The organism is Pseudomonas californiensis, from assembly GCF_021147775.1.
GTDB lineage: Bacteria > Pseudomonadota > Gammaproteobacteria > Pseudomonadales > Pseudomonadaceae > Aquipseudomonas > Aquipseudomonas californiensis.
Genome location: NZ_JAGTPK010000022.1, coordinates 19504 through 42882, shown reverse-complemented (window position 1 = coordinate 42882; position 23379 = coordinate 19504). Strand labels below are relative to the sequence as shown.

At 59.0% G+C, this 23379-nt stretch carries 23 protein-coding genes; 10 read left to right on the top strand and 13 right to left on the bottom strand.

The annotated features are described in order from the left end of the window. Positions 1 to 46: 46 nt before the first annotated feature. A complete protein-coding gene (locus KDX37_RS19915) occupies positions 47 to 1141 on the bottom strand; it encodes a PLP-dependent cysteine synthase family protein (protein ID WP_231654422.1) in 1095 nt (364 codons plus the stop codon). Between the two features lie 254 nt (positions 1142 to 1395). Between KDX37_RS19915 and nhaA the strand changes: the two genes are divergently transcribed. Further along, positions 1396 to 2577: a Na+/H+ antiporter NhaA gene (nhaA, locus tag KDX37_RS19910; protein WP_231654421.1), complete on the top strand. Its 1182-nt coding sequence runs from the start codon at positions 1396 to 1398 to the stop codon at positions 2575 to 2577. A 99-nt stretch (positions 2578 to 2676) separates the two neighbouring features. Here nhaA and KDX37_RS19905 read toward each other — a convergent pair whose 3' ends face one another. The 5 genes from KDX37_RS19905 to dinG all read right to left on the bottom strand — a co-directional run bounded on the left by KDX37_RS19905 (position 2677) and on the right by dinG (position 8868). Further along, complete coding sequence (locus KDX37_RS19905) at positions 2677 to 3141, bottom strand: outer membrane lipoprotein (RefSeq protein WP_231654420.1); 465 nt, start codon at positions 3139 to 3141, stop codon at positions 2677 to 2679. A 147-nt stretch (positions 3142 to 3288) separates the two neighbouring features. Beyond that, on the bottom strand, positions 3289 to 3936 hold the full coding sequence (gene pdxH, locus KDX37_RS19900; RefSeq protein WP_231654419.1) for a pyridoxamine 5'-phosphate oxidase: 648 nt from the start codon (positions 3934 to 3936) through the stop codon (positions 3289 to 3291). A 210-nt stretch (positions 3937 to 4146) separates the two neighbouring features. Continuing rightward, positions 4147 to 5310 (bottom strand): OmpA family protein, encoded by a 1164-nt coding sequence (locus KDX37_RS19895; protein WP_231654418.1) that lies wholly within the window; start codon positions 5308 to 5310, stop codon positions 4147 to 4149. A gap of 153 nt (positions 5311 to 5463) precedes the next feature. Continuing rightward, the gene (locus KDX37_RS19890) at positions 5464 to 6612 is read right to left on the bottom strand and encodes a serine hydrolase domain-containing protein (protein WP_231654417.1); all 1149 of its coding nucleotides are present in this window, start codon (positions 6610 to 6612) and stop codon (positions 5464 to 5466) included. Positions 6613 to 6723: 111 nt separating this feature from the next. Then, a complete protein-coding gene (gene dinG / locus KDX37_RS19885; protein ID WP_231654416.1) occupies positions 6724 to 8868 on the bottom strand; it encodes an ATP-dependent DNA helicase DinG in 2145 nt (714 codons plus the stop codon). Between the two features lie 107 nt (positions 8869 to 8975). On the opposite strand from dinG, the gene KDX37_RS19880 reads away from it, so the two are divergent. The 3 genes from KDX37_RS19880 to KDX37_RS19870 all read left to right on the top strand — a co-directional run bounded on the left by KDX37_RS19880 (position 8976) and on the right by KDX37_RS19870 (position 11688). Next, positions 8976 to 9440 (top strand): CopD family protein, encoded by a 465-nt coding sequence (locus tag KDX37_RS19880; RefSeq protein WP_231654415.1) that lies wholly within the window; start codon positions 8976 to 8978, stop codon positions 9438 to 9440. A gap of 224 nt (positions 9441 to 9664) precedes the next feature. Continuing rightward, positions 9665 to 10639: a nucleoside-specific channel-forming protein Tsx gene (locus tag KDX37_RS19875; protein WP_406642931.1), complete on the top strand. Its 975-nt coding sequence runs from the start codon at positions 9665 to 9667 to the stop codon at positions 10637 to 10639. Between the two features lie 26 nt (positions 10640 to 10665). Further along, positions 10666 to 11688, top strand: a complete 1023-nt coding sequence (locus KDX37_RS19870) for a purine-nucleoside phosphorylase (protein ID WP_231654414.1) — start codon at positions 10666 to 10668, stop codon at positions 11686 to 11688. 57 nt (positions 11689 to 11745) lie between these two features. On the opposite strand, the gene KDX37_RS19865 is transcribed toward KDX37_RS19870, so the two are convergent. Next, complete coding sequence (locus tag KDX37_RS19865; RefSeq protein ID WP_231654413.1) at positions 11746 to 12504, bottom strand: collagen-like protein; 759 nt, start codon at positions 12502 to 12504, stop codon at positions 11746 to 11748. After that, complete coding sequence (locus tag KDX37_RS19860) at positions 12497 to 12772, bottom strand: DUF1145 domain-containing protein (protein WP_231654412.1); 276 nt, start codon at positions 12770 to 12772, stop codon at positions 12497 to 12499. The genes KDX37_RS19865 and KDX37_RS19860 overlap by 8 nt, the downstream gene beginning before the upstream one ends. Positions 12773 to 13024: 252 nt before the next feature. Here KDX37_RS19860 and KDX37_RS19855 point away from each other — a divergent pair, with 252 nt between their 5' ends. Together KDX37_RS19855 and KDX37_RS19850 are read left to right on the top strand one after the other, a co-directional pair. Further along, positions 13025 to 13522, top strand: coding sequence for a DUF6231 family protein (locus tag KDX37_RS19855; protein WP_231654411.1), 498 nt, complete (start codon positions 13025 to 13027; stop codon positions 13520 to 13522). A 3-nt stretch (positions 13523 to 13525) separates the two neighbouring features. Beyond that, a complete protein-coding gene (locus KDX37_RS19850) occupies positions 13526 to 13999 on the top strand; it encodes a YchJ family protein (protein ID WP_231654410.1) in 474 nt (157 codons plus the stop codon). Positions 14000 to 14184: 185 nt separating this feature from the next. On the opposite strand, the gene KDX37_RS19845 is transcribed toward KDX37_RS19850, so the two are convergent. Together KDX37_RS19845 and KDX37_RS19840 are read right to left on the bottom strand one after the other, a co-directional pair. Then, positions 14185 to 16623: a TonB-dependent receptor gene (locus KDX37_RS19845; RefSeq protein WP_231654409.1), complete on the bottom strand. Its 2439-nt coding sequence runs from the start codon at positions 16621 to 16623 to the stop codon at positions 14185 to 14187. A 127-nt stretch (positions 16624 to 16750) separates the two neighbouring features. Next, positions 16751 to 17296, bottom strand: coding sequence for a hypothetical protein (locus KDX37_RS19840; protein WP_231654408.1), 546 nt, complete (start codon positions 17294 to 17296; stop codon positions 16751 to 16753). 113 nt (positions 17297 to 17409) lie between these two features. On the opposite strand from KDX37_RS19840, the gene KDX37_RS19835 reads away from it, so the two are divergent. Beyond that, positions 17410 to 17904, top strand: a complete 495-nt coding sequence (locus KDX37_RS19835) for an LEA type 2 family protein (protein ID WP_231654407.1) — start codon at positions 17410 to 17412, stop codon at positions 17902 to 17904. 9 nt (positions 17905 to 17913) lie between these two features. Here the strand turns inward: KDX37_RS19835 and KDX37_RS19830 are convergent, their stop codons facing one another. The 3 genes from KDX37_RS19830 to KDX37_RS19820 form a co-directional block, all read right to left on the bottom strand. After that, complete coding sequence (locus KDX37_RS19830; protein WP_231654406.1) at positions 17914 to 18243, bottom strand: MFS transporter; 330 nt, start codon at positions 18241 to 18243, stop codon at positions 17914 to 17916. A gap of 319 nt (positions 18244 to 18562) precedes the next feature. Next, positions 18563 to 18814, bottom strand: coding sequence for a DUF1654 domain-containing protein (locus KDX37_RS19825; protein ID WP_231654405.1), 252 nt, complete (start codon positions 18812 to 18814; stop codon positions 18563 to 18565). A 124-nt stretch (positions 18815 to 18938) separates the two neighbouring features. Further along, the gene (locus KDX37_RS19820) at positions 18939 to 19595 is read right to left on the bottom strand and encodes a LexA family protein (RefSeq protein WP_231654404.1); all 657 of its coding nucleotides are present in this window, start codon (positions 19593 to 19595) and stop codon (positions 18939 to 18941) included. A 162-nt stretch (positions 19596 to 19757) separates the two neighbouring features. On the opposite strand from KDX37_RS19820, the gene KDX37_RS19815 reads away from it, so the two are divergent. From KDX37_RS19815 to KDX37_RS19805, 3 genes are all read left to right on the top strand, one after another. Then, complete coding sequence (locus KDX37_RS19815) at positions 19758 to 19958, top strand: SEC-C metal-binding domain-containing protein (protein WP_231654403.1); 201 nt, start codon at positions 19758 to 19760, stop codon at positions 19956 to 19958. Between the two features lie 108 nt (positions 19959 to 20066). Beyond that, on the top strand, positions 20067 to 20711 hold the full coding sequence (locus tag KDX37_RS19810; RefSeq protein WP_231654402.1) for a glutathione binding-like protein: 645 nt from the start codon (positions 20067 to 20069) through the stop codon (positions 20709 to 20711). Between the two features lie 175 nt (positions 20712 to 20886). Next, positions 20887 to 23361, top strand: a complete 2475-nt coding sequence (locus tag KDX37_RS19805) for a penicillin acylase family protein (RefSeq protein ID WP_231654401.1) — start codon at positions 20887 to 20889, stop codon at positions 23359 to 23361. Positions 23362 to 23379: the final 18 nt, after the last annotated feature.

The following is a 23379-nucleotide window of genomic DNA, read 5'->3' as shown; positions in this document are numbered from 1 at the left end:
AACTGACCTGCGAAGACCGGTAACTCCGGCTTCGCAGGTGCTCGCGCTAAACGCCTGCGCGCAGCACGCCTTCTGGTAACGGGCCGCCCTGCTCGGCACACGCCGCGACCTGCTCAATCAATCCGCCCAACTCGAATCCTTGCCCTTTCAGCCAGACCTCGTCGTAATACGTCCCGGCATAACGCTCGCCGCCATCGCAGAGAATAGCGACGATCGAACCGCTCTCTCCGGCATCCACCATGTGCCGCGCCGCCAGCAATGCACCTATCAGGTTGGTGCCACTCGACCCCCCTACCCGACGCCCCATTCGTTGAGCAAGGTAATGCATGGCGGCCAACGACAAGGCATCCGGCACCTTGACCATCGCGTCTACAACGCTCGGCAGGAACGAAGCCTCGACACGTGGCCGACCAATACCCTCGATACGTGAGCCGCAGTCGAGGCGCAGACTGGCATCGCCCGTGCGGTAGTAATCGAAAAACACCGAACGCTCCGCATCGGCACACAGGACGCGGGTAGTGTGTTGGCGATAGCGAACATACCGCCCCAGCGTCGCCGTGGTGCCACCGGTACCGGGGCTTGAGATCAGCCAGCTGGGCTCAGGATGCTTTTCGAATCGCAACTGCTGGAAGATCGATTCGGCGATGTTGTTGTTGGCGCGCCAGTCAGTGGCTCGTTCGGCGTAGGTGAACTGATCCATGAAGTGCCCACCGGTTTCGCGCGCCAGCCGTTCGGATTCGGCGTAAATCTGCGTGGGGTCCTGCACCAGGTGGCTCTTGCCGCCATAAAACGCAATTTGGTCAATCTTCGCCTGAGACGTACTGGCAGGCATGACTGCCACGAACGGCAAACCCAGCAAACGGGCAAAGTACGCTTCAGAGATGGCTGTCGAACCGCTTGAGGCTTCGATCACCGGTGCGCCAGCCTTGAGCCATCCATTGCACAACGCATACAGAAACAGCGACCGCGCCAGCCGGTGCTTGAGACTGCCTGTCGGGTGGCTGGACTCGTCCTTGAAATACAGTTCGATGCCCGCAAGACCGGGCAATGGCAGCGGGATCAGATGAGTGTCGGCACTGCGCTGGAAATCGGCTTCAATGATGCGAATGGCTTCGCGAGCCCACGGACGGTTATCGGTCATGTCGTTACTTCTCTCAGCCGCCCTGACACTTAAAAAGTTACAGGCGGTAATAAAAAACATGATTTTAGGAAATGCCCTACAACTTAAACAGACACAGTTAGGCATTAATAAGTTACACAATTGTAAGAATACAGCTTGCCTCACACATCATTGAAATCTTTAGAACAAAAGCGAATATAACTTTTGTTTTATCTTTCCAATCAACACGTTACGGTATCGACCCTTTATATCGTATTCAGAGAGTGGTCGCGCCCATGCGAAATACCATTACACGCTTCTTTCAGCTCGAAGCGGCTGGCGGCCTGCTACTGATTGCGGCTGCCGCACTGGCCTTGATCATCAACAACTCTTCGTTGTCCTGGTTGTATAACGCTTTTCTCGACACGCCGGTCATCGCCGGTATCGGCGCTGTGCAAATCTCCAAGCCGCTACTGCTGTGGATCAACGACGGCCTGATGGCGCTGTTCTTTCTGGTGATTGGCCTGGAGGTCAAACGCGAAGTGCTCGAAGGGCACCTCTCGAAGCCCTCGCAAATCGTTCTGCCAGGCGCAGCGGCGATTGGCGGCATGGTGGTGCCTGCGCTTGTGTATGTAGCACTCAATCAGGGCAACTCAGAAGCGTTGAACGGCTGGGCAATTCCGATGGCGACCGACATCGCATTTGCGCTGGGCGTACTTGCGCTGCTGGGCAAGCGGGTGCCGGTTTCGCTGAAACTGTTCTTGATGACGCTGGCGATCATTGATGACCTGGGCGCGATCATGGTGATTGCATTGGTCTACTCTGGCGAACTGTCCCATATAGCGTTGGCAATTGCGGCGGCCTCGGTCGCCGCGCTGATCGTCATGAACAGATGGGGCGTAGCGAAGCTTGCACCCTACCTGCTTGTAGGCCTGGTGCTGTGGGTGTGCGTACTCAAAAGCGGTATACATGCAACGTTGGCGGGCGTGATTCTGGCGTTCTGCATCCCGCTTCGGACGCTGAATACCAAGGGCTCACCGTTGCTGACGCTGGAGCACGCCCTGCACCCGTGGGTCGCGTACGGCATCCTGCCGCTGTTTGCGTTCGCCAATGCGGGAGTGTCGCTGGCCGGTGTCACGCTGGACAGCTTCACGCATTCGGTCCCGCTTGGTATCGCGACAGGCCTGCTGCTGGGCAAGACAGTGGGTGTATTCGGGCTGACCTTCCTGGCGGTCAAAACGCGCATCGCATCGCTGCCACATGGGGCGAACTGGGGGCATGTCCTGGGGGTTTCAATCTTGTGCGGCATCGGCTTCACCATGAGCCTGTTCGTCGGTTCGCTGGCGTTCGAGCCCGGAGTCAGCGCATACGCGGGTGAAGACCGCATGGGAATCCTGACAGGCTCCATTCTGTCAGCACTCATCGGGTATGCCGTCATGGTCATGGCCTGTAAAAAGGCACCGCTGCCAGCCAAATGAAACCAGAGCCGCCAATACCCTGAAACAAAAACCCCGAGCTTCGGCTCGGGGTTCTTTTGCTCTACGACACGGATCTACCGCAATAATCTGCAGCGCCTATCAGTGGGTGACGCGGCTGGTGCCATTGACAGTCATGATCCGTACCCGCTCGCCGACCCGAAAAATCTCGTTTTCCTGAACCTGCTGAACGTAGGCGCGCATGCTGCCGTCATCTTCACGAACAGTGATCTCGACGCCTTGAGTACGGGTCAGACCTTCTTCAGTGGCGGAGCCCAGCAGACCACCTGCAACGGCACCAATCACGGCTGCGACCACGCTGCCACGACCACCACCGATAGCGCTACCGCCTACACCACCGACTACAGCGCCTGCACCAGCACCGATAGGGGTCTTGGTACCTTCGATTTTCACTGGACGCAAGGACTCGACAGTGCCCAGACGGACGTTCTGTACAGTCCGGGCCTCATCGCGGGAATAGGAATCACCGGTGAGATTCGACGTACAGCCGCCCAACGTCAACGCCATTGCGGTGAACGTAGCAACCAGAAGAGCAGACTTGCGCATAACGGATATCTCCAGGGGAACCAGTGGCCATTAGACTACCCGACGTCGTCGCTGTCACGGCCCCAGTCCCGCAAATTAAGTTCATTCAGGCGCCATACAGCGATCACCTACTTAACCCTCAGACGATCCGAAAGACGAATAATTCAATCAGGGGGCCAGACGCTCACGGGTCCATTGCCCGTCTATCAAACGATAGTTCAAACGATCGTGAAGGCGACTCGAACGTCCTTGCCAGAATTCGATACGCTCGGGCAGCAGACGATAACCGCCCCAGTGCTCAGGACAATGTGGCGGTGTTTCCAGAAAACGCTCGCCGGTCTTCACCACCAGGTCTTCAAGCTCGCCACGATCAGCGATGACACGACTCTGGGGTGACGCCCAGGCGCCCAGTCGGCTGCCCAGCGGGCGAACCTGATAGTACGCATCAGACTCCTCGGGGCTGACCTTGACCACCCGGCCTTCGATCCGCACCTGCCGCTCCAGCGTTGGCCAGAAGAACGTCATCGCGGCGAACGGGCGGACGGCAAGCTGCTGGCCCTTGGCGCTGTCGTAATTGGTGAAAAACGTGAACCCTTGCGTGTCCAGCCCTTTGAGCAGCAGAACACGGCAGTGCGGTCGGCCGTCCTCATCGACAGTCGCCAGGGTCATGGCATTGGCTTCGACCGGTGCCTGCTCGGTGGTTACCGCCTCTTCAAACCACTTGTGGAACAGCGGAAACGGCTCATGCGGAGACTGCGCTTCGGTCAGTCCATCCCGGGTGTAATCACGGCGCATATCGGCCAGAGTCTGGGTCATGGTGTCACTCCTTTTTGCGCCAACACGATCGTGGGCAACGGCTGGTGACAGGGTATTGGCCGGCCCTGCGCTGTGCAAGGAGATTGCTCGGCAGGCAAACACACCGAAAGCACGTTCAAGGGCGCAATGACAGGCAAAGCGGAAGGTATCAGGCAGGGCACAGCAGGCATCCGGCCCACACTTGAGTATGGGCCGGATAATCAGGCTTGATCAGTTACTGGCCTGGGAGTCAGTTTTCTTGTCGGTGGTGGTCTTGGCAGGAGCAGCCTTGGCCGGTGTCTTGGCTGGCGTCTTGGCCACCGCCGGCTTCTTGGCTGCAGCGGCCTTGGCCGGTGCAGCTTTTTTCGCCGTACTGGCTTTGGCAGGCGCGGCTTTTTTGGCTGGAGCAGCTTTCTTGGTTGCAACCGGTGCCGGCACAACAGGCTTGACGTCCTGAGCAGCGACCAGCGTCGGCGCAACCGGCGGCAGCGCATAACGGCTCATCAGGGCGCGCATGGTGTCCTGCGGCGTCATCAGAATTTCAACACGGCGGTTCAGCGCACGGCCTTGCGGGCTGTCGTTGGCTGCGCGTGGCATCACTGCGCCCATGCCGCGCTGGCTCAGGCGGTTACGCTCAAGACCACTGAGGCGGAAGATCGCGGCTACCGATTGCGCCCGTTCCTGACTGATTTTCTGGTTGGCGTCGACCGCGCCGGTGGTGTCGGCATGACCGAGGATCAGTACGGCAGTCTTCTGGTCACCTTCGACCAGCTTGGCCAGACGAGTGATCGGGCCCAGTGTGACCGGCAGCAGCATCGCCGGACGGTCCGGGTTGAATGAGCTGTCGACCGGCGCGGTGATCGCCAACAGGTCTTCGCGACGCTCCAGCTGGAACGGGCTGTCTTTAATGGCTGCGCGCAGACGCGGCTCGTACTCATCCAGCCAGGCCTGGGTTATTTTCGGATCAGGCATCGGCAATGCCTTGGGCTCGTCCTTGCTGGCTTCGCTGCCGCCGAACGGCCACCACCACTTCTTTTCGGTCTGCGGCTGGAGCTCAGACTTGGCCACCAACGACGGAGCAGGCTTGTCCTGCGTCTTGTCGGCGACGGCATCCGGCTTGGCCTTGGTCGTGTCGCTCGAACCAAACGGCCAGTACCATGGGCCGCCGCTCTCGGCTGCGGCAGCAGGTGCCGGCTGTGCCGCAGCCTTGGCTACCGGCGCTGCCGGGGCAGGGTTTGGCGCAGGCGCCTTTACCGCCGCGCCGCTGTCGGCTGTACTGTCAGAGCCGAACTGCCACCAATGGCCTCCAGTGGCAGCGGAGTCGGATTGAGGAGTTTGAGCACAGCCAGTGACGGCGATGCACAGGGCGAGAGCGATGCTTTTATTGGAAGACATGGATGACCCACAGCAATTTTGATCAGACAGGAGGACGTAGCAACGTCCGTATAACACGCATAAACCGCCAGTTGGAAAAAGAAACCGTCGTACGGTTCCAGTATCACCCTATTAACTGACAGTCGGTATGAAACAAGCACTTATGGCCGATACTTACTGCAAACACTCACGCAGTGTCCTGACCAGACCCTGAGCGCGCGGATCCATCAGAATATAAGGGCCGAGAGTGTTGGTGACAAAGCCAAAAGCGACCTCACGGTCAGGGTCCGCAAAGCCCACCGAGCCACCCGCACCCGGATGACCAAACGCCTTCGCACCCAGGCCGTATGTGGCATTGGGCACATTGGGCTGATCAAGCATGCAACCCAGACCAAAACGGGTCGAGGTCAACAACGTCCTGTCCTGGCCAACGCTGTGTTCACGCGTCAACTCGTTGAGCATGTCGGCTTCCAGCAGGCTGCCATCCAGCAACCCGTTGTAGAAACCGGCAAGGCTGCGCGCATTGCCATGGCCGTTGGCAGCCGGTTGCTGCATGCGGCGCCATTCAGGCTTGTTGGTACTGGTCATGATCGACGGCGGATTGGTAAAGGCCTTGGCGGTGATCGAGGCCGGCTCACGCAGTGTGGCCTGCAGGACACGCTGGGCCGCGTCATCGCCAATGTTGCCTTTGCCGCGGGCAATATGGGCCACACGGTGAAACTGGTCATCCGCCAGGCCGACATGGAAATCCAGCCCCAAAGGGCGCGAGATTCGCGCCGCAATGGATTCGCCCGGCCCGCGCCCGTCGGCCCGGCGCAGCACTTCGCCAATCAACCAACCGTAGGTGATGGCCGCGTAACCGTGCCCTTGACCGGGTGTCCACCAAGGCTCTTCGGCGGCCAGTGCGGCAGTCATCGTCTCCCACTCGTAAAGCGCTTCGGCAGGCAGTTGCGCTCGCAGCGCGGGCAGACCGGCCTGATGACAGAGCAACTGGCGCAAAGTGATCGTGCCCTTGCCAGCCGCCGCGAACTCGGGCCACAGTCGGGCAACCGGCTCGTCGAGCGCAAGCTTGCCCTCTTCGACCAGTTGCAAGGCTGCCACGCTGGTAAACGTCTTGGTGCAGGAGAACAGGTTGGCGATGGTGTCTGTGTGCCAGGCTTCGGCACCGTCCTTGTCGGCTGTGCCGCTCCAAAGATCGACCACCGTCTGCCCGCCGACTTGAATGCACAACGCTGCGCCGCGCTCCTGAGGGTCCTCAAAGAGTGCCGCAAACGCGTCACGCACTGCTTCAAACTGAAGTTCGAAATGACCCTGGATCTGCAACGGCTGACTCCTCGATAACTGTGAATGCGCCTGACGACAGGCCGACCGGCGCACATTGTTCCAGCGATTGACGCCTTTGGGAACCGTCGCCACACACCGGCCAGCCAGGGTTCAGGAAATCTCGCGACGGAACGGCGGCAGCGCGTTGAGAATTGCCTTGCCGTAGCGCTGAGTGACCACGCGGCGATCCAGCAGCGTGATCGTGCCACGGTCTTCTTCGGTGCGCAGTAACCGGCCGCACGCCTGCACCAGTCGCAATGACGCGTCAGGTACGGCGATTTCCATGAACGGGTTGCCACCGCGCGCTTCGATCCACTCGGCCAGCGCCGCCTCGACCGGGTCATCCGGCACGGCAAACGGAATCTTGGCAATCACCACGTGTTCGCAGTAAGCACCGGGCAAGTCCACGCCTTCGGCGAAACTGGCCAGCCCGAACAGGACACTGGACTCGCCGCTGTCCACCCGCGCCTTGTGCTTGTTGAGGGTTTCCTGCTTCGACAGGTTGCCCTGAATGAACACCTGCTTGCGCCAGTCACGGTCCAGACCGTCGAATACGTCCTGCATCTGTTTGCGCGACGAATACAGCACCAGCGTGCCCCGCGAACCTTCCACCAGGCCCGGCAGGTCGCGGATGATCGCCGCCGTGTGGGCCACAGAGTCCCGCGGATCGGCCTTCAGGTCGGGCACGCGCAGCACACCGGCATCGGCATGGTGAAACGGGCTTGGCACGACGGCTGTGACTGCGCCTTTCGGCAGCCCAGCGCGCATGCGGTAGCGATCGAATTTGCCCAGCGCAGTCAGCGTGGCGGACGTGACCAGCGCGCCGTAAGCGATATTCCATAGATTGCGGCGCAGCATCTCGGCCGCCAGGATCGGACTGGCGTTGACTTCGATATCAAACAGCGCGCCGCTGTCGGCCAAGGTCAGCCAGCGGGCCATCGGCGGGCTGTCTTCCGGGTCCTCGGCGGTAAACGCGGTCCACAGCTCCCAGTTGCCGTGAGCACGCGCCAGCAGGCTGCCGAACAACGGATACCACTCTTCGGCCTGATGGCTGGCGATGCCGATATTGACCTCGCCGTCCATGCCTTCCTTGAGCAGCTCGGTCAGGCGTGTGAACAGATCGTCCAGACGCGCAAAACCTTTCTTGAGCTCGATGCCCATCTCGCGGATGTGCTCGGGAATCACGCCACCGATGAAACGGTGACGGGGCCGTTCGCGGCCTTGCATGTCTTCACCGGCACGGAAGTCAGCCAGCTGTTCGCAGGCACCGAACATGAACTGTTGGTGGCCCTTGATTTCGCGAGCCAGCTCCGGCACCTGCTCGATCAGCTTGCCCAGATCGCCGGGCAGCGGATGCTGGGCGAGCAATTTGGCGAGGTTCTTGGCCGTCTGCTCCAGCCAGTCGGCAGTGGAGCGCAACCGGGTGTAATGCGCGAAGTGGCCGATGGCCTTGTCCGGCAGGTGATGCCCTTCGTCGAAGACGTACAACGTGTCACGTGGATCAGGCAGCACCGCGCCGCCGCCCAACGCCAGGTCAGCCAGCACCATGTCGTGGTTGGTGACGATCACATCAACCTTGCCCATGCCTTCACGCGCTTTATAAAAAGCGCACTGCTGAAAGTTGGGGCAATGACGGTTGGTGCACTGGCTGTGATCGGTGGTCAGGCGTGCCCAGTCCTGATCGTCCAGCTCCTGGGGCCAGCTGTCACGGTCGCCGTCCCACTTATTGCCGGCGAGCTTCTGCAGCATGCTGGTGAACAGCTTCTGGCTGGCTTCATCGACTTCGATCTTGAAGCCTTCTTCCTCGAACAACTGAGCGGTGGCGTTGGTCGCGTCGCTTTCCTGCAGCAGCATGTCGAGCTTGGAAAGGCACATGTAACGACCGCGCCCCTTGGCCAGCGAGAAGGTGAAATTCAGACCGCTGTTGCGCATCAGGTCCGGCAGATCCTTGTAGACGATCTGCTCCTGAAGCGCGACGGTGGCGGTGGCGATGACCAGGCGTTTGCCTGCGGCCTTGGCGGTCGGTATCGACGCGATGGCATAGGCCACGGTCTTGCCCGTACCCGTGCCTGCCTCGACCGCTACCACAGCAGGATCGCCCGAACGACGACCCTCTTCATCGGTGTCGATATCCCCCAGCACCCTGGCAACTTCGGCGATCATCAATCGCTGGCCATAGCGTGGCTTGAGGCTCTTGGCTTCGAGGAAACGCGAGTAAGCGCCCTGGATCTGGGTTTTGAGTTCGGTACTGATCATTGGCTTCGGTTCGGGGGCACGGCAAAAAAGGCTGGATAAATTTTCAGTGGTTCTGAGTGGGCGCTATCATAGCGCGCTAAATCCATCCGCGCAGAACGGAGTACCTGATGACTGCATTTTCCGCTGTTTATACGCTGCATTTACTGGCGGCCCTGATCTGGGTTGGCGGTATGTTTTTCGCCTGGATGGTCTTGCGCCCAGCCATCATTGCAGCACTGGAAGGCCCGTCGCGCCTGAAAGTGTGGGTCCAGGTGTTTCCGCGTTTCTTTGTCTGGGTATGGGCTGCAGTGGTAGTGCTGCCGGTGACCGGGATTGGCATGATCCAGCTGAACTTCACCGGTTTTGAAACAGCCCCGCGTTATGTGCAACTCATGATGGGGCTGTATGTGGTGATGGTTGCACTGTTCCTGCGTATCCATTCGCTGCAATTGCCTGAGCTGCGTCGAGCGGTAGAAACCGAGCAATGGGCAGAGGGTGTTGCAGCGCTGGGTAAAATCCGACGGCTGGTCGGAGCCAATCTGATCATCGGTCTGGCAATCATTGTGATCGCGGCCGCACGTCCGGTTTTCTGAGGCATAACAAAGGCATAAGGCCACCTTTTGCCCGTCTTTCAGTGCGCGAAAAGGAACATACAAGGGCATTCAAGGTGACATCGCGCACAACATCCGGGCAAATTCCTGCCCACTCAGACACTTTATTCAACAATTAACTTTTAAAATCAATGACTTGAATTCCTTTGGCATGCACTGTGCAAACGTTTGCGCTGAGTTGTACGTGCCCACGAAAAGGAGCTTCAATGCCACAGCAGTCCTCTACTCCGCCTGACACTGGCAGGCGCACAGCGTCTTCCAGGCATTTCCTGACGCTGCTATTGGCTACCGTCGCCGCACTGCCCTGCGCGACGCTGCACGCCCAGCCCACGACGCCTGGAGATTCCGCACAAGGGGAGTCGCTCAGCCCACCCGCCTCGCCCAAGGAAGGCAAAGGCATCTATCTCTCGGACTGGTTCAATCAGGACCTGACCCTGATTGGTAGCAAGGACATCAGCTTCGGTCCGCAACCGGTGGATGACATTTATCTGGAGTACGAGTACTTCGGTCGCAAAGGTCCGTTCGAGCTGTATGGCTATATCGACGTGCCAAAGATTCTAGATATCGGCAACCGCAACGACAAGGGTGTCTGGGACCACGGCTCGCCGGTTTTCATGGAGCATGAGCCACGGATTTCCATCGATTACCTGGCCGGACGCAGCCTGGCAGTCGGCCCTTTCAAGGAATGGTACGTTGCCTTCGACTGGATCTATGACCACGGCAGCAACTCGGCCAATCGCGCCAATACGCTTTACAGCGGTATCGGCACCGATATCGAGACTCACTCGCGGATCAACCTGTCGGCCAACTTCTATGGCCGCTATCAGTGGGAAAACTACGGCGCCAGCAATGAGTATTCGTGGGACGGCTATCGCGCCCAGCTCAAATACATCGTGCCGATCAGCCGCTTCGATAACGGTGCGTCGCTGACCTACATCGGCTTTACCAATTTCGACTTCGGTTCGGACCTGAAGAACGACCCGGCGCGCACGGGCAATTCCACCGTAGCCACCAACGTGCTGCTTTATGCGTTTCCTCACCTGCGCTTTACCCTCGTGGGTCGTTATTTCCACAACGGCGGCAATTGGCAGGACGGCAGTGAGCTGAACTTCGGTGAAGGCAACTTCCGCGCACGCTCTGACGGCTGGGGCTATTACGCCGGCGTGGGCTATCAGTTCTGAACATGGTTTTGACGACAGGAGTTTTCATGAAACACACAACCCGTGCTGCACTCTGCGCCACGCTCGCCCTGCTCAGCCCCGGCATCTGGGCAGCAACCACGCCCGTCACGCCCAAGGTGATGCTGATCGCCATGTTTGCGCCCGAAGCGCAGAACTGGATCGACCGACTGCATTTGACCAAGGAGATTGAAGTGCCTGGGCTGGCCGCCGAATACCCGACCGTGCGCTGCAACGAGCAGGACACGTGCCTTATGGTGACGGGGATGGGGCAGACCAACGCTGCGGCCTCGACGCTCGCGCTGGCCCTTTCGCCGCAGTTCGACCTGCGCAAAACCTACTTTATCGTGGCGGGTATTGCCGGGATCAATCCGCACCACGGCAGCCTTGGCACCACTGCCTGGGCGCACTATCTGGTGGAGTTCGGCACTCAATGGGAAATCGATTCGCGGGATGTTCCCAAGGACTGGCCGACCGGTTACCTGGGCATCAACACCAAAGGCCCCAACGAAAAACCGCCGCTGGACTACAAGACCGAAGTCTTCGAGCTCAACCCCAAACTGCAAGCCAAGGCGTTTGCCCTGTCGCAGAAGGTAGCGCTCAGTGAGAGCAAGGAATCAGCCGCCTGGCGCGTCAAATACCCTTATGCGCCCGCCAACCAGCCGCCGCAGGTGACCCAGTGCGACACGGTGGCGGGCAATACATGGTTTTCCGGGACGCGGCTGAGCGAGCGGGCGGAAGTCTGGACACGCCTGCTGACCGATAACAAAGGGGTCTATTGCACCACTCAGCAGGAAGACAACTCCACGTACGAAGCACTGCTGCGCGCCAGCAAGGCCGGCAAGGTGGACGTCAGCCGTCTGGCCGTAGTGCGCGCCGGTTCTGACTTTGATCGGCCTTATCCGGGCTACAGTGAAGTGGATAACCTGCTGAAATATGCCGATCAGGGCGCATTCGTACCCGCGCTGGAAAATCTCTACCGCACCGGCAATCCGCTGGTGCAGGCAATCATCAGTGACTGGAAAAGCTGGGAGAACGGCGTACCGCAGTAAGGAGGTGTTCTGAAGGCGCCTGAATCTGTTGAGCAGATCCGGGCGCCGATCAGATGATTACAGACGCTGCACGGTCAGCGAACCTGCCGGACCTGCGACGCCTGGCTGGCCGACTTCACCGGGCTTGCCAGCCTTGCCGCCGTCCGCGCGATAAACGATGCAGCCCTTCGAGGCGCCGCCTTTGCCTGCCTTGCCGCCCTCTCCGCCTTTGCCCGGTGCACCACCCTCGACATTGACCTTGATACGCTCGGCCGGATAACTCTGTGGCAACTCCAGACGAACCAGTGCACCGGCTGCGCCGTCTCGACCATTGCCGCCGTTGTCACCGTCATAGCCACGTCCGGCCTGACCAAAGGTGCAGCCCGGCGCTTCGCCATTGCCGCCATCGAGACCGGCGTACCCCGGTCCGCCTGCACCACCGCGCGCATCGATCGACAACTGCTCGGCGTTCAGGTTTTGCAGACGCACGGTCAGGTTACGCCCCGGCAACGGAGCCTTCTCGAACGTACCCGGAGCGCCACGTGCAGTGATTTGGCTGCCGGTGCCCAGTTCAGCGTGGTCAACCACCAGTTTGAACATCTGCACGCCAGGCACGATAGCGATACGGGCCTCGTGGCCCAGCACAAGCTGACCGATCTTGACATCATCGATGCCGGCCGGGATCAGCAACGTGCCGTAATCGGCCACTTCCAGACGGTCCACCTGCAGCACGCTGTTGTTACCGGGCAGGCGCATCAACGAATGCGGCGCGACAATAATGGCCTGAGCCATGGCCAGAGGGCTGAACAACGCCGCGAGTAAAACGAGATTACGCATGGGAGTGCCCCGAAGCCGAACGGCCAATGGATTGGAGATGAAAGATGCCAAACAGGACAATTTTGCCTCTGTCTCGCCAAGGATGCCGGCGACCGCGCAGGCTGCCGTTGAACAGAATCAATTCCAGCAGGTGGGTCAGCAACACAATACTGCCAGCCATATCGATCATCACGCCCAGCGGGCTGGGCGCTTCAAAAACGGCATTGATCAGCACCACCAGCCAGAAGCCCAGCATCAAGATCTTCCCAAAGCCCCAAACCCACTTCATTGCATGCTCCCTGGTCATGACGTGTTTACGAAAGCGAATTCTTCGCACGCTTTTTCGTCGCCGCACAGTAGACGTCCTGCACCGCGAATATGCCAGCGCTCTCTTGAAAAACATAAGTCTGTACAGGAATAAACATCAAACCTTCATCCCACTGTCGCCCGGAGGCGCGCTTCTGGATGCCTGCCGTCAAGCGCTGCGCTTTTCAGAGTCAGTTGCGCAGGCTAGTCTTGCAAGTCAACCAGAGGACTTTCGATGACTGCCGGTTATTCCACCCGCACACCGCAGCAAGCGCTGGCCGCTCTGCTGGACCGCTACGCGCCCGAACGTCTTCTATTGATTGGAGCGCAAGTCTTTCCTGCGCTGGAGGCGTTCAAGGACGCGCACCCGAACACCGAAATAGCACAGGCCGAGCCCGGTACGTTGCCCGCGGACCTGGCAGCCAGACGTTTTGATCTGGCGCTGGTCGTCGATTGCCTGGAGCACATGCCCAAGCGCACCGGGCTGGAACTGCTCGGGGGCATTCGCAACCTGAACGCCAGTCGCATCGCGGTGCTGGCCGACTTGCAGGCCTGCGGCTGGCAGGAAACCGACTTTTTCTCGCTGGCGCTGCAAGCCAGCGAACGCTTCACCCGAGACGAGCAGGTCCTGACGTTGTTTACCTATGACTTGCGTGAATACAAACAAGTCCCTGATTGGCTGAACGCGAAATACTGGGCCAACCCGGAGAATTTCGGAAAGTATTGGTGGTGAATCATGAGTAGTGCAATTTGCCCCTGCGGCAGCGGCGATCTGTTGCTGGCCTGCTGCGGGCATTATCACGCAGGCCTGCCGGCACCCTGCGCAGAAAAACTGATGCGCTCGCGTTACAGCGCCTACGTGCTGGGGCTGACGGATTATGTGGTGCAAACCACCTTGCCTGCGCAACAAAGCGCGCTGGACCGCGAGGCGATCACGCAGTGGAGCGCGCAAAGCACCTGGCTGGGGCTGGAAGTGGAAAGTACCGAAGTGTTCGGCGGCAAGCCGGAGCATGCCTTCGTGACCTTTACTGCGCGCTGGCACGACGGCAGCGGCGAACACAGCCACAAGGAGCGCTCGTCCTTCGTACAGAATCAGGACCGCTGGTATTTCATCGACTCGACTGTCCCACTCAAGGCAGGCCGCAATGATGCTTGCCCATGCGGCAGCGACCAGAAATTCAAGAAGTGCTGCTCGGCATACATCGCCTGAATCACCAGGACCGACCTCTTCGTCAGCAGACGGAACGCCGCCCGGCTGACTCCCACAGGCCGACGGGCGGCGCTCCATTTGCTCGCGAGAACTGACTGACCAGCGCCAGAGATCTGCTGGATTCACCGGCCCCTTCGTCAGCAAACGGAACGCTGCCCGGCTGACTCCGACAGAGACTCTGCCAGTCAGAACTCCAGTTGTGCGGAGAACGCGAGAGTGCGAGGGTCGCCGAGGTAGCTGCTGTTAAGCCAGTATTCCTTGTTCGCCAGGTTGCTCAGGTTGACCCGGAACGTCAGGTCGTTTTCCGATACGCGCATGCGATAACGAGCGCCGGCATCGAAGGTCGTAAACGACGGCAGGTCATTTTCGTTGCTCTGGTCGGTGTACTGCCTGCCGGTATAGAACGCACCGCCCGTCAGGGCCAGGCCCGGCATCTGGTTGATGTCGTACTCGGCGTAAACCTTAGCCAACTGCTTGGCAACGTTGGTCGGGGCATTGCCCTCGTCCGCTGCGACACCGGTTTTCTTGAGTTTCGGGTCCAGTACTGTGAAACCGCCGACCAGGGTCAGCTCGGGGATCACCTTGCCCGTTACGCTGAACTCAAGCCCGTTATTTTCCTGACGACCGTCAACCACATACACGTTGGCGCCGTTGGTATAGCCGTTGGGCTTCTCGATGTTGAACAGCGCGAGCGTGAACAGCGTTTCGCCCACGGTTGCCTTGGCACCGATTTCGTATTGCTCGCTGACCTCAGGTGCGAAGGCCTGACCCGCGTTGGCAACTCCGCTCGGTGCAATGGCGCCCGCCTGCAGGCCTTCGATATAGGTCACGTAGGTCGTCAGCCAAGGCACTGGTTTATAAACCAGAGAGATATTGGGCGAGGTTTTGCTTTCGTCGTATCTGGTTTCGGTTTCCGCCGAGCCAAAGGCTTTGGCGTAGACGAATTCGTTGGAATAGCTCTTGATACGGGTGTTGGTCGCGCCCAGGATCGCCGACCACTGCTCGCTGAAGGTGATTACATCACCGATCAGGAAGTTGCTGCTCTCGGTGCTGTTGGCCAGACGCTGGTTGCCATGGCCGATTGAGTAGGACGGCTTGCCGACCTGCGGCGTCTGATCAAAAGGAATTGTGCCGACGGGCGATGTGTATTGAGGGCCTGGCTGCGATGGCGTGTACGGGATGTGATCTTCGTATTGCTTCTGTCGGGACGTGTTGCCTTGGTAGCCCATGGTGACCTTGTGACCGATAAAGCCGGTATCAAAGGCAGCATCGAGAAACAGCGAGCCGGTCTTTTCTTCGGTTTCGATCGGCGCAAAGGCATACAGCGGTTGCGAATACTGGCCTGCGCTGTAGACCGTCGGCCCGGTGTAGGTGTTTTCGCTGGTGTATTGCTGGGCTGCGAAGGCCGTACGCAAGGTAAAGGTGTCGTTCAGGCGCCATTTGGCCCGAATGCCGGCCTTGTCAGATTCGAAATCCGAGAACGACCACTTCTGGCTGTACAGTTTGTCGTTGTCCAGGGACGCTGCGCTGGGGCGCAACGACTGATCACCGAAATACCAGTAACTGGTCAGGCCACGGATTTCGGTTTTCTTGTGCGATGCATCGAACTGCACCAACAAGTCGTCGGAAACGTTCCAGTCCAGTGCCAGCGAGATCATCTCGCGACGGCGCTTGTTCATGTCCACCGCCGTTTCGCCATCCTGAGTCAGCACGTTAAGGCGATAAGCAAACTTGCCCTCACTGTCGATCGGTCCACCGAAATCGCCATGCAGGTAATAGTTTTCACCTCCGGCATTGCCCAGCGTCACGCTGTTATAGCGCTGATAGGTAGGACGCTTGATCACGTAGTTGACCAGACCACCCGGCGAGGCGGGGCCATAGAGGAAGCCGGTCAGACCGGTGATGACTTCCAGCTGCTCCATTTCTTCCAGGTAGTTGCTGCCGTCGGCGCCATTGGTAAAGCGCAAGCCATCGTTGGCGATGTTCAGGCTGCCCGCGCTGCTGAAGCCGCGTATGTTCACCGCACTGGCATAACCCGCACTGGTGGGCGAATACATTTGGGTGAAGGGGTTGTGCTTGATGACATCGTCCAGCGACGTGGCCTGAATGTTCTTCAACAAAGCCTGTGGCGTAACGCTGATCGAATAAGGCGCATCCTGAAGTTTCATGCCGCCCAGCGCGCCGACGCTGCTGACACTCTCGCTGCGATAACCCGCTGCTTCAGAACCTTCGGCTGCGGAGGCGCGGGCATTGATGTTGACGTCCGACAGGCTCAGCGTGCCCTCTTCCATCGCCATCAGGGTGTAAGTCCCGGCGCTACTCTGCACCAATTGCAGGCCGCTGCCACGCAGCGCCTCGCGCAATGCGGCTGCGGCGTCGAACTGCCCCTTGACCGGAGCGCTGTTTTTACCCGCCGCGAGCGCAGGATCCAGGCTCAGCGCAAGCCCACTCTGGCTGGCGATCTGGTTAAGCGTGGTCGCCAACGGCGCTGCGGGCAGGTCGTAGGCGTGAGCGCTGGCGGACGGTTGCGCGGCCATCAACAACGGGCTGGCCAACGGCGTGCATACGGCAATGGCAACGGCCAACAGGCTGGGGCGCACTAGGGTGTCTAACGAGCGGGACATCGGGCAACTCCTGGATGGAACATTCTCAATGCCTGTTAGCCGAGCGAAGACGCAAAAGTAACAGGGCTGATTGAAAATAATTCCGTTTCAGGAAAGTGCGCCGATGCAGGATATTTCAGAATTACCCCTACACCAGTTTCAAATGCGAGGTATCTGGCGCGTCGACCTCGTCTGGCGTCCTGGCTGGCCCCATGTCGCTGCCCACCGGCGCGATGCTCAGCCGGGAAAGATCAAGCGCCGGCGCAACAGGCGCGACGCCAGGTGACACCAACTGGGCGCCCACCTCGGCAAGCGACAGGTCGGGGGCGTCCACCTCTGCGAAAGCTGCCATGTAGGCATCGCGCGGTTTTATCTGCAGGCGACCGGTTTTGACCGCAGGGCTGCGCAACCAGGTCGGCGCATCGGGGGGCGGTGCGAGTTCGACTTCTTCTATTGGCAACGGCGCATTCATGTCCAACACTTCGACCCATGCGCCGGCCTTTTCAAGCGTCGCTCGATATTTCTCGGCCGTTTCACTGTCGAGATTGTTCTTGAGCACCAATCGTCGCCCTGAAAACAGCAGTTCCAAGCGTTGTTCGTCAGCCTGGAACAGTTTGCCCATATTGGCCCTGACACGCTCAAGCTGGGCGCCTGGGACCAGTTGGCCGGTAAAGACAAGTTCGTAAAGATTCATTCAGGACACCCGTGAATACGTGCACAAAGTATGGCGTGGCGCCAAACGGCGAAACAAGCGAGTTACCCCTGGCCTTCGAATTGCTAGACTCAACGTTCATACGGAGTCGCACAATGTCCTTTCAGGCGCACATTACAAGAACACTGAGCCTCGCGCTGATCATGTTTGGCCTGTCGGGATGCTCGATCTTCTCGTTTGACAGCTTTCAGGACCCACAAGTGCACCTGCTGAAGGTTCAGGTGGTCAAAGCCAGGCTGACGCAGCAGGACTTCAAGCTGCATTTCGAGGTAGACAACCCGAACGACTCGCGCCTTCTGGTTCGCGGACTGCAATACAAGATCATGCTCAACGATGTGATACTGGCCGACGGTAAATCCAGCGACTGGTTTTTTGTACCCGGCCACAGTCAGAAAACCTTTGTGGTGCCGATTCGCACCAACCTGTGGCGGCACGCAAGGTACATTGCCCAGTTGCTGAAAAAGCCAGACCAGCCCATTCACTATCGCCTTGAAGGCAAACTCAAGACCGGCGTGGTGTTCAGGCACAGCATCCGTATCGGGCGATCCGGCGATATGGCTCCCGAGGAGCTGATTCAGGATCTCAGGTAGCCGTGACATTCAGCCTCCCAGACGGCCCTTGATCAGCTCCATGAGAAACTTCCAGATATCTGCGGCCCACAGCGCACGGTTGATAGCAGCCATCAGCGATCCGCCAAACGAACCCAGTAGAAAGCCTACGCCTGCCACGTTGCGCGGGTCTGCAATGCCCATGTAACTGCTGGCGATGCCGGTCAGAAACACCGCGCATGCCACGCCGGTAAGCAAAAAGATCACCCAGGCACGCCAATCGAGCAGGCCCGCCTTATGCCACCAGCCTGAAATGACTGCGCCAACCAGCCCTGCTGCCAACCATTCACACCGGTCCATCCAAGCATTCAACAGATCCATGAGTTTGACTCCCCACAAGAAGTAACAAGCACCAGAAATCAGAGCAGTCACGCGTCAGCGCAGATCGGAAAGCCGGCGCAAGGCTCAAGCGTCCTTCCTGGATAACCCACCCGGGCAGATCATTCAGTGCAGCGAGCCAGTCTGTGAGCCGTTCGAGTGTCTGACGACAATCAAAATTTAAGCATACTGAAATTATTCGTCAAGGTTGCTCTGACCAAAGGACGAAGGGGGCAGCAAGAAAATCTCGTTTGCGGCGTATGCGCGGGAAAACTTGAGCCTGACGCTGGCACAAAGCCCGTATTGCGCGGGCTCGCTCAGCTCAGCTATCGATGTACTTGCGCCAGCCAATCCAGACTGACCCATCCTCGCGACGTTGCACCTGGATCCCTTCGGTTTCCTCGATTTCCTGAAGCACTCGGTCCCAAAGATCCGCAGGCTCATCTTCACGGCGGATCACCGTTACCGACTGGATTTTCTGCACACCAGGCGCCGCCACCATTTGCTGGATTCTTCTTCCGATCATCTCGTAGGAAGACGGCGCCTCCAGCAGCAGACTGTTACGGTTAGCCATGACCACCTCCTCAGCATAACTGTATTTATATACAGTATTCCTGATGTGCAAACCTTACAAGGGCAGGCAAGGAAAAGTCTGCCAAGCGCAGTGATCAAACCTGATGCACAACATCTGAAAGGCGTCAGAGCTTGCCGGTCATCCGCACGGCCACGCCGATAATGCGACAGTCGACACCGCACTCGATCATTTTGTATTCGGGGTTGAGTGGCTTGAGATACCGGACCCCGCCGTCCTCTACCAGCTTCTTGAAGGTTGCCTCGTTGCTCGCCGGCAGCTTGGCGATCACCAGTTTTCCTGGTTGAACGTCCGCCTCGGTATCGATCAGAATCAGCATCCCTTCAGGCACGCTCACACCGGTCGGAGCGGTCATTGAATCGCCTTTGACCTCCAGCCAGAACGCAGGGCCTTTGGAGTCGTAATCGGAGATCTCATAACGGTCGGAAAACCCGTCCGGATAAGGCTGGACCGCCTCCTCCCAGGACCCGGCCGATACCCAACTGATAACCGGGTAGCGGAATGACAGGCGCGGCGGATCAATCAACGCGACGTTGGCATCATGGGCAGGTGTCTGTTCTGCGCCCTCGCCTATCGCCAACCACTCGGCTCGAAACCCGGTAGCTCGTGCCAGTGCGTACAGATTTTCCGGACGCAGGCTTTTGCTCTCGCCAGAAATCCATTGGGTCACTGCTGAGTTGGCGACGCCACACTGGGCCGCGATTTCACCTTTCTTTTTGCCACTGGCGGTAATGGCCTTGGCAATGCGTTCGTGTCTGTTCATATCCTGGGCTCGACATCGGGCAATCTAGAGGCATTGTCGGTAATACCGCTCAAAAAATAAGCATGCTGAAAAATTCTCAGGATGTCCAAGGAAAATACTCCCGTACTGCTGGACGCTCATTTGCGAGATAATGCGCGTCGATTTAATTGTGGAGTACACCTGATGAACCAGCACACTCATGTTCATGGCCCTGATTGCAACCACGATCATGACCACGACGACCACCAGCACGGTCACGTCCATGGCCCGAACTGCGGTCACGCTCACCAGGAGCCGGTGCGTAATACCCTGAAAGACGTAGGTCGCAACGATCCTTGCCCTTGCGGCAGTGACAAGAAATTCAAGAAATGCCACGGTGCGTAAAGCGCTCAGCGTTCTGAAAACGGCCTGCCTTGCAGGCCGTTTTCATTTGTATGGCGTGTCCGAGGCAGAGTAAAACAATGCGGTCACGTCACTCACATGGAGCGTTCAATGATTGATCTTCACTACTGGACCACACCCAACGGTCATAAAATCACCCGGTTCCTCGAAGAGACCGGCCTGCCTTACCAGATTTTCCCGGTCAATATCGGCAACAACGATCAGTTCAAACCCGAATTCCTGAAAATCGCTCCCAACAACCGGATCCCGGCAATTGTCGATCACCAGCCCGCAGACGGCGCAGAACCGCTGAGCCTCTTCGAGTCAGGCGCCATCCTGCTTTATCTCGCAGACAAGACCGGGCAATTCATTGCGCAGGACTTTCGTGGCCGTCAGGAAACGCTGCAGTGGTTGTTCTGGCAAATGGGTGGTCTGGGACCGATGGCTGGCCAGAATCATCATTTCAATCGATTTGCCAAGGAAAAGATCCCTTACGCCATCGAACGTTACGTCAACGAAACCGCACGATTGTATGGCGTGCTGAACAAGCGCCTGGCCGATCGCGGCTATGTGACGGGCAGCGATTACAGTATTGCCGACATGGCCATCTACCCATGGATCGTGCCACACACGTTTCAGCAGCAGGACTTGAACGACTTCCCGCATCTCAAGCGCTGGTTCGAATGCATCGCGCAGCGTGAGGCCACGCAACGTGCCTATGCACTGGTCGAAACGATCAACCCGCCCAAGCCCTGACAGCCTGGCGAATGTGCCAATGCGCGGCGTTGGCACAGTGGTTTGAAGACCGGGCGTCTGTTTGCGTGACATCGTTTGTAAAATCCTGAAATAAACTCCGTCTTCGCGCTTGCTTGTGGTCTGCCTGCTCACTAACGTAGCGACTTTTGTACGCTATCCCTTCAGGAGCTTGCCAATGGCCTCGCCAGCCCTTCTACATTTTCTTCCCCGATTCGGCGCTGCCGCCGCTGCGGCGAGTTTCCTGAGCCTTGCTGGCTGCCAATTGGGCGGTGGCGACAATGACACCGTACTGCCTGTTTCCGGCACGTTCGCGATCAAAGGTCTGGCGCAAAACGTTTCCGTGCGCCGCAACAGCATGGGCATGCCGCTGATCGAAAGCAGCACCTATCATGACGCCCTCTTCACGCTGGGTTATATCCACGCGGGGGACCGCATCAGTCAGATGGTCGGCATGCGTTTGCTGGCGCAGGGCCGCCTGTCAGAAATGGCAGGCCCGGACGCGCTGGAAGTGGACCGTCTGATGCGCTCGGTCAACCTCAAGCAGAATGCCAGCGACCTCTACAACGCGGCTTCGCCAAGGCTGAAACGCTTTTTCGATGTCTACGCCCGTGGCGTGAACGCCTACCTGTTTCGCTATCGCGACAAGTTGCCCGCCGATCTGGCCAGCTCTGGCTACAAACCTGAATACTGGAAGCCAGAAGACTCGGCGCTGATCTTCAGCCTGCTCAACTTCAGCCTGTCGGTGAACCTGCAGGAAGAGCTGTCAGCGCTGGTGCTGGCGCAGAAAGTAGGTACCGACAAACTCGCCTGGCTGTTGCCCACGTATCCGGACGAAGAACTGCCCTTTGCAGAGACCGACAAGCTCAAAGGCCTGAACCTGAACAATCAGGTGACAGGCCTCGGCAACTTGAACAAGGTTGTCCTGCAACTCAGCGATCTCAATATGCTGGGGGTCGCAGCGTCGAACAACTGGGCCATCGCACCCCAGCGCAGTCGCAGCGGCAAAAGCCTGTTGGCCAGTGACATGCAACTGCCCGGCGGCCTGAATTCGGCGTGGAGCCTTGTGCAGATCCGGGCGCCCAAATATCAGGTGTCCGGTGTCTCTATCGCAGGTTTGCCGTTGGTCCTCAGTGGCTTCAACGGCAAACTGGCGTGGAGCATGAGCAACGTCAAGGGCGACAACCAGGACCTGTTTCTGGAAAAGATCAAACGCGAAGGCAATCGCGTCTCTTATATGGCTGACGGCAAATGGGTGCCCGCCCTCGCCCATGAAGAGACCTTCCTGATCAAAGGCAATCGTCCGGTCCGGGAAACTGTCTACGCCACCCGCCACGGCGCACTGCTCAATGCAGGTGCCACGCCGCCCGGCAACGGCCTGAGCCTGGCGCTGCAAACGCCTGAGTTCAAGGATGATAAAAGTCTCGACGCATTCTTCGACCTGTCGCGCGCGCCCAACGTCGAGAAAGCCTTCGATACCAGCCGCGAGATTCGTGCGATCACCCTGAACATGATTTTCGCTGATGCTTCCAACATCGGCTGGCAAGTAACCGGTCGCTTCCCGAATCGCCGTGAAGGTCAGGGCCTGCTGCCCTCGCCAGGCTGGGATGGCAAATATGACTGGGACGGCTTTGCCGACTCGATGTTGCACCCGTATGACCAGGACCCGCGCCAGGGCTGGCTCGCGGCTGCCAACCAGCGCACGATCCCCAAAGGTTACGGCATGCAACTGTCCAACTCGTGGGGCTATCCGGAGCGCGCCGAGCGCATCGCCGAGCTGGCCAACAGTGGCAAGCAGGACCTGCGCAGTACCGTGGCCATGCAGTACGACCAGACGACGACCTTTGCCGCCAAACTCAAGACCATGTTCGACGCGCCGGGCATGGCCCGTCCGCTCAAGCAGGCCATCGACGCCCTGCCGGAAGCAGAGCGCGGCAAGGCGCGTGAAGCGTTGACCCGCTTGATGGCTTTCGAGGGAAAACTCAGCGCCGGATCGGCAGACGCCGCACTCTATGAGCTGTTCCTGCAGGAAAGCGCCAAGCAGATCTTCCTTGATGAATTGGGACCTGAAACCAGCCCGGCCTGGCAGGCGCTGGTTGCCAACGCCGGTTCGTCCTGGTCGCCACAGGCTGATCACTTGCTGGGTCGCGACGACAGCCCGTACTGGGATGACATCAAGACAACGCAGAAAGAAGACAAACCGACCATCCTCGCACGCAGTCTGGCGGCCGCGATCACCAGTGGCGACAGCCTGCTGGGCAGTGATCACAAGGCCTGGCAGTGGGGCAAACTGCACCGCGACAACTGGACCTCAACCAACCCGCTGGCCAAACAACTGGGCGGCAGTGAGTTCAACCGCAGTGCCACCCCAGCAGGCGGCGATCACACCACGCTGAATGTGTCCGGTTATGAATGGGGCAAGAACTTCGACGCGCGCATGGCGCCAGGCTTGCGCATGATCATCGACTTCAGTCTGGTAGAGCCTATGACCGGCCTGATCAGCACCGGTCAGTCGGGCAACCCGGCCAGCCCTTACTACGCCAACAGCATCGAGCCATGGCTCAAGGCGCAGTACATGTCGATCCCGCTGCAACAGCAGAACTACGAGAAAGGCTACGGCAAACAGCGCCTGACCCTGACACCGGGCAAGTAAACGAACCCACACTCTACG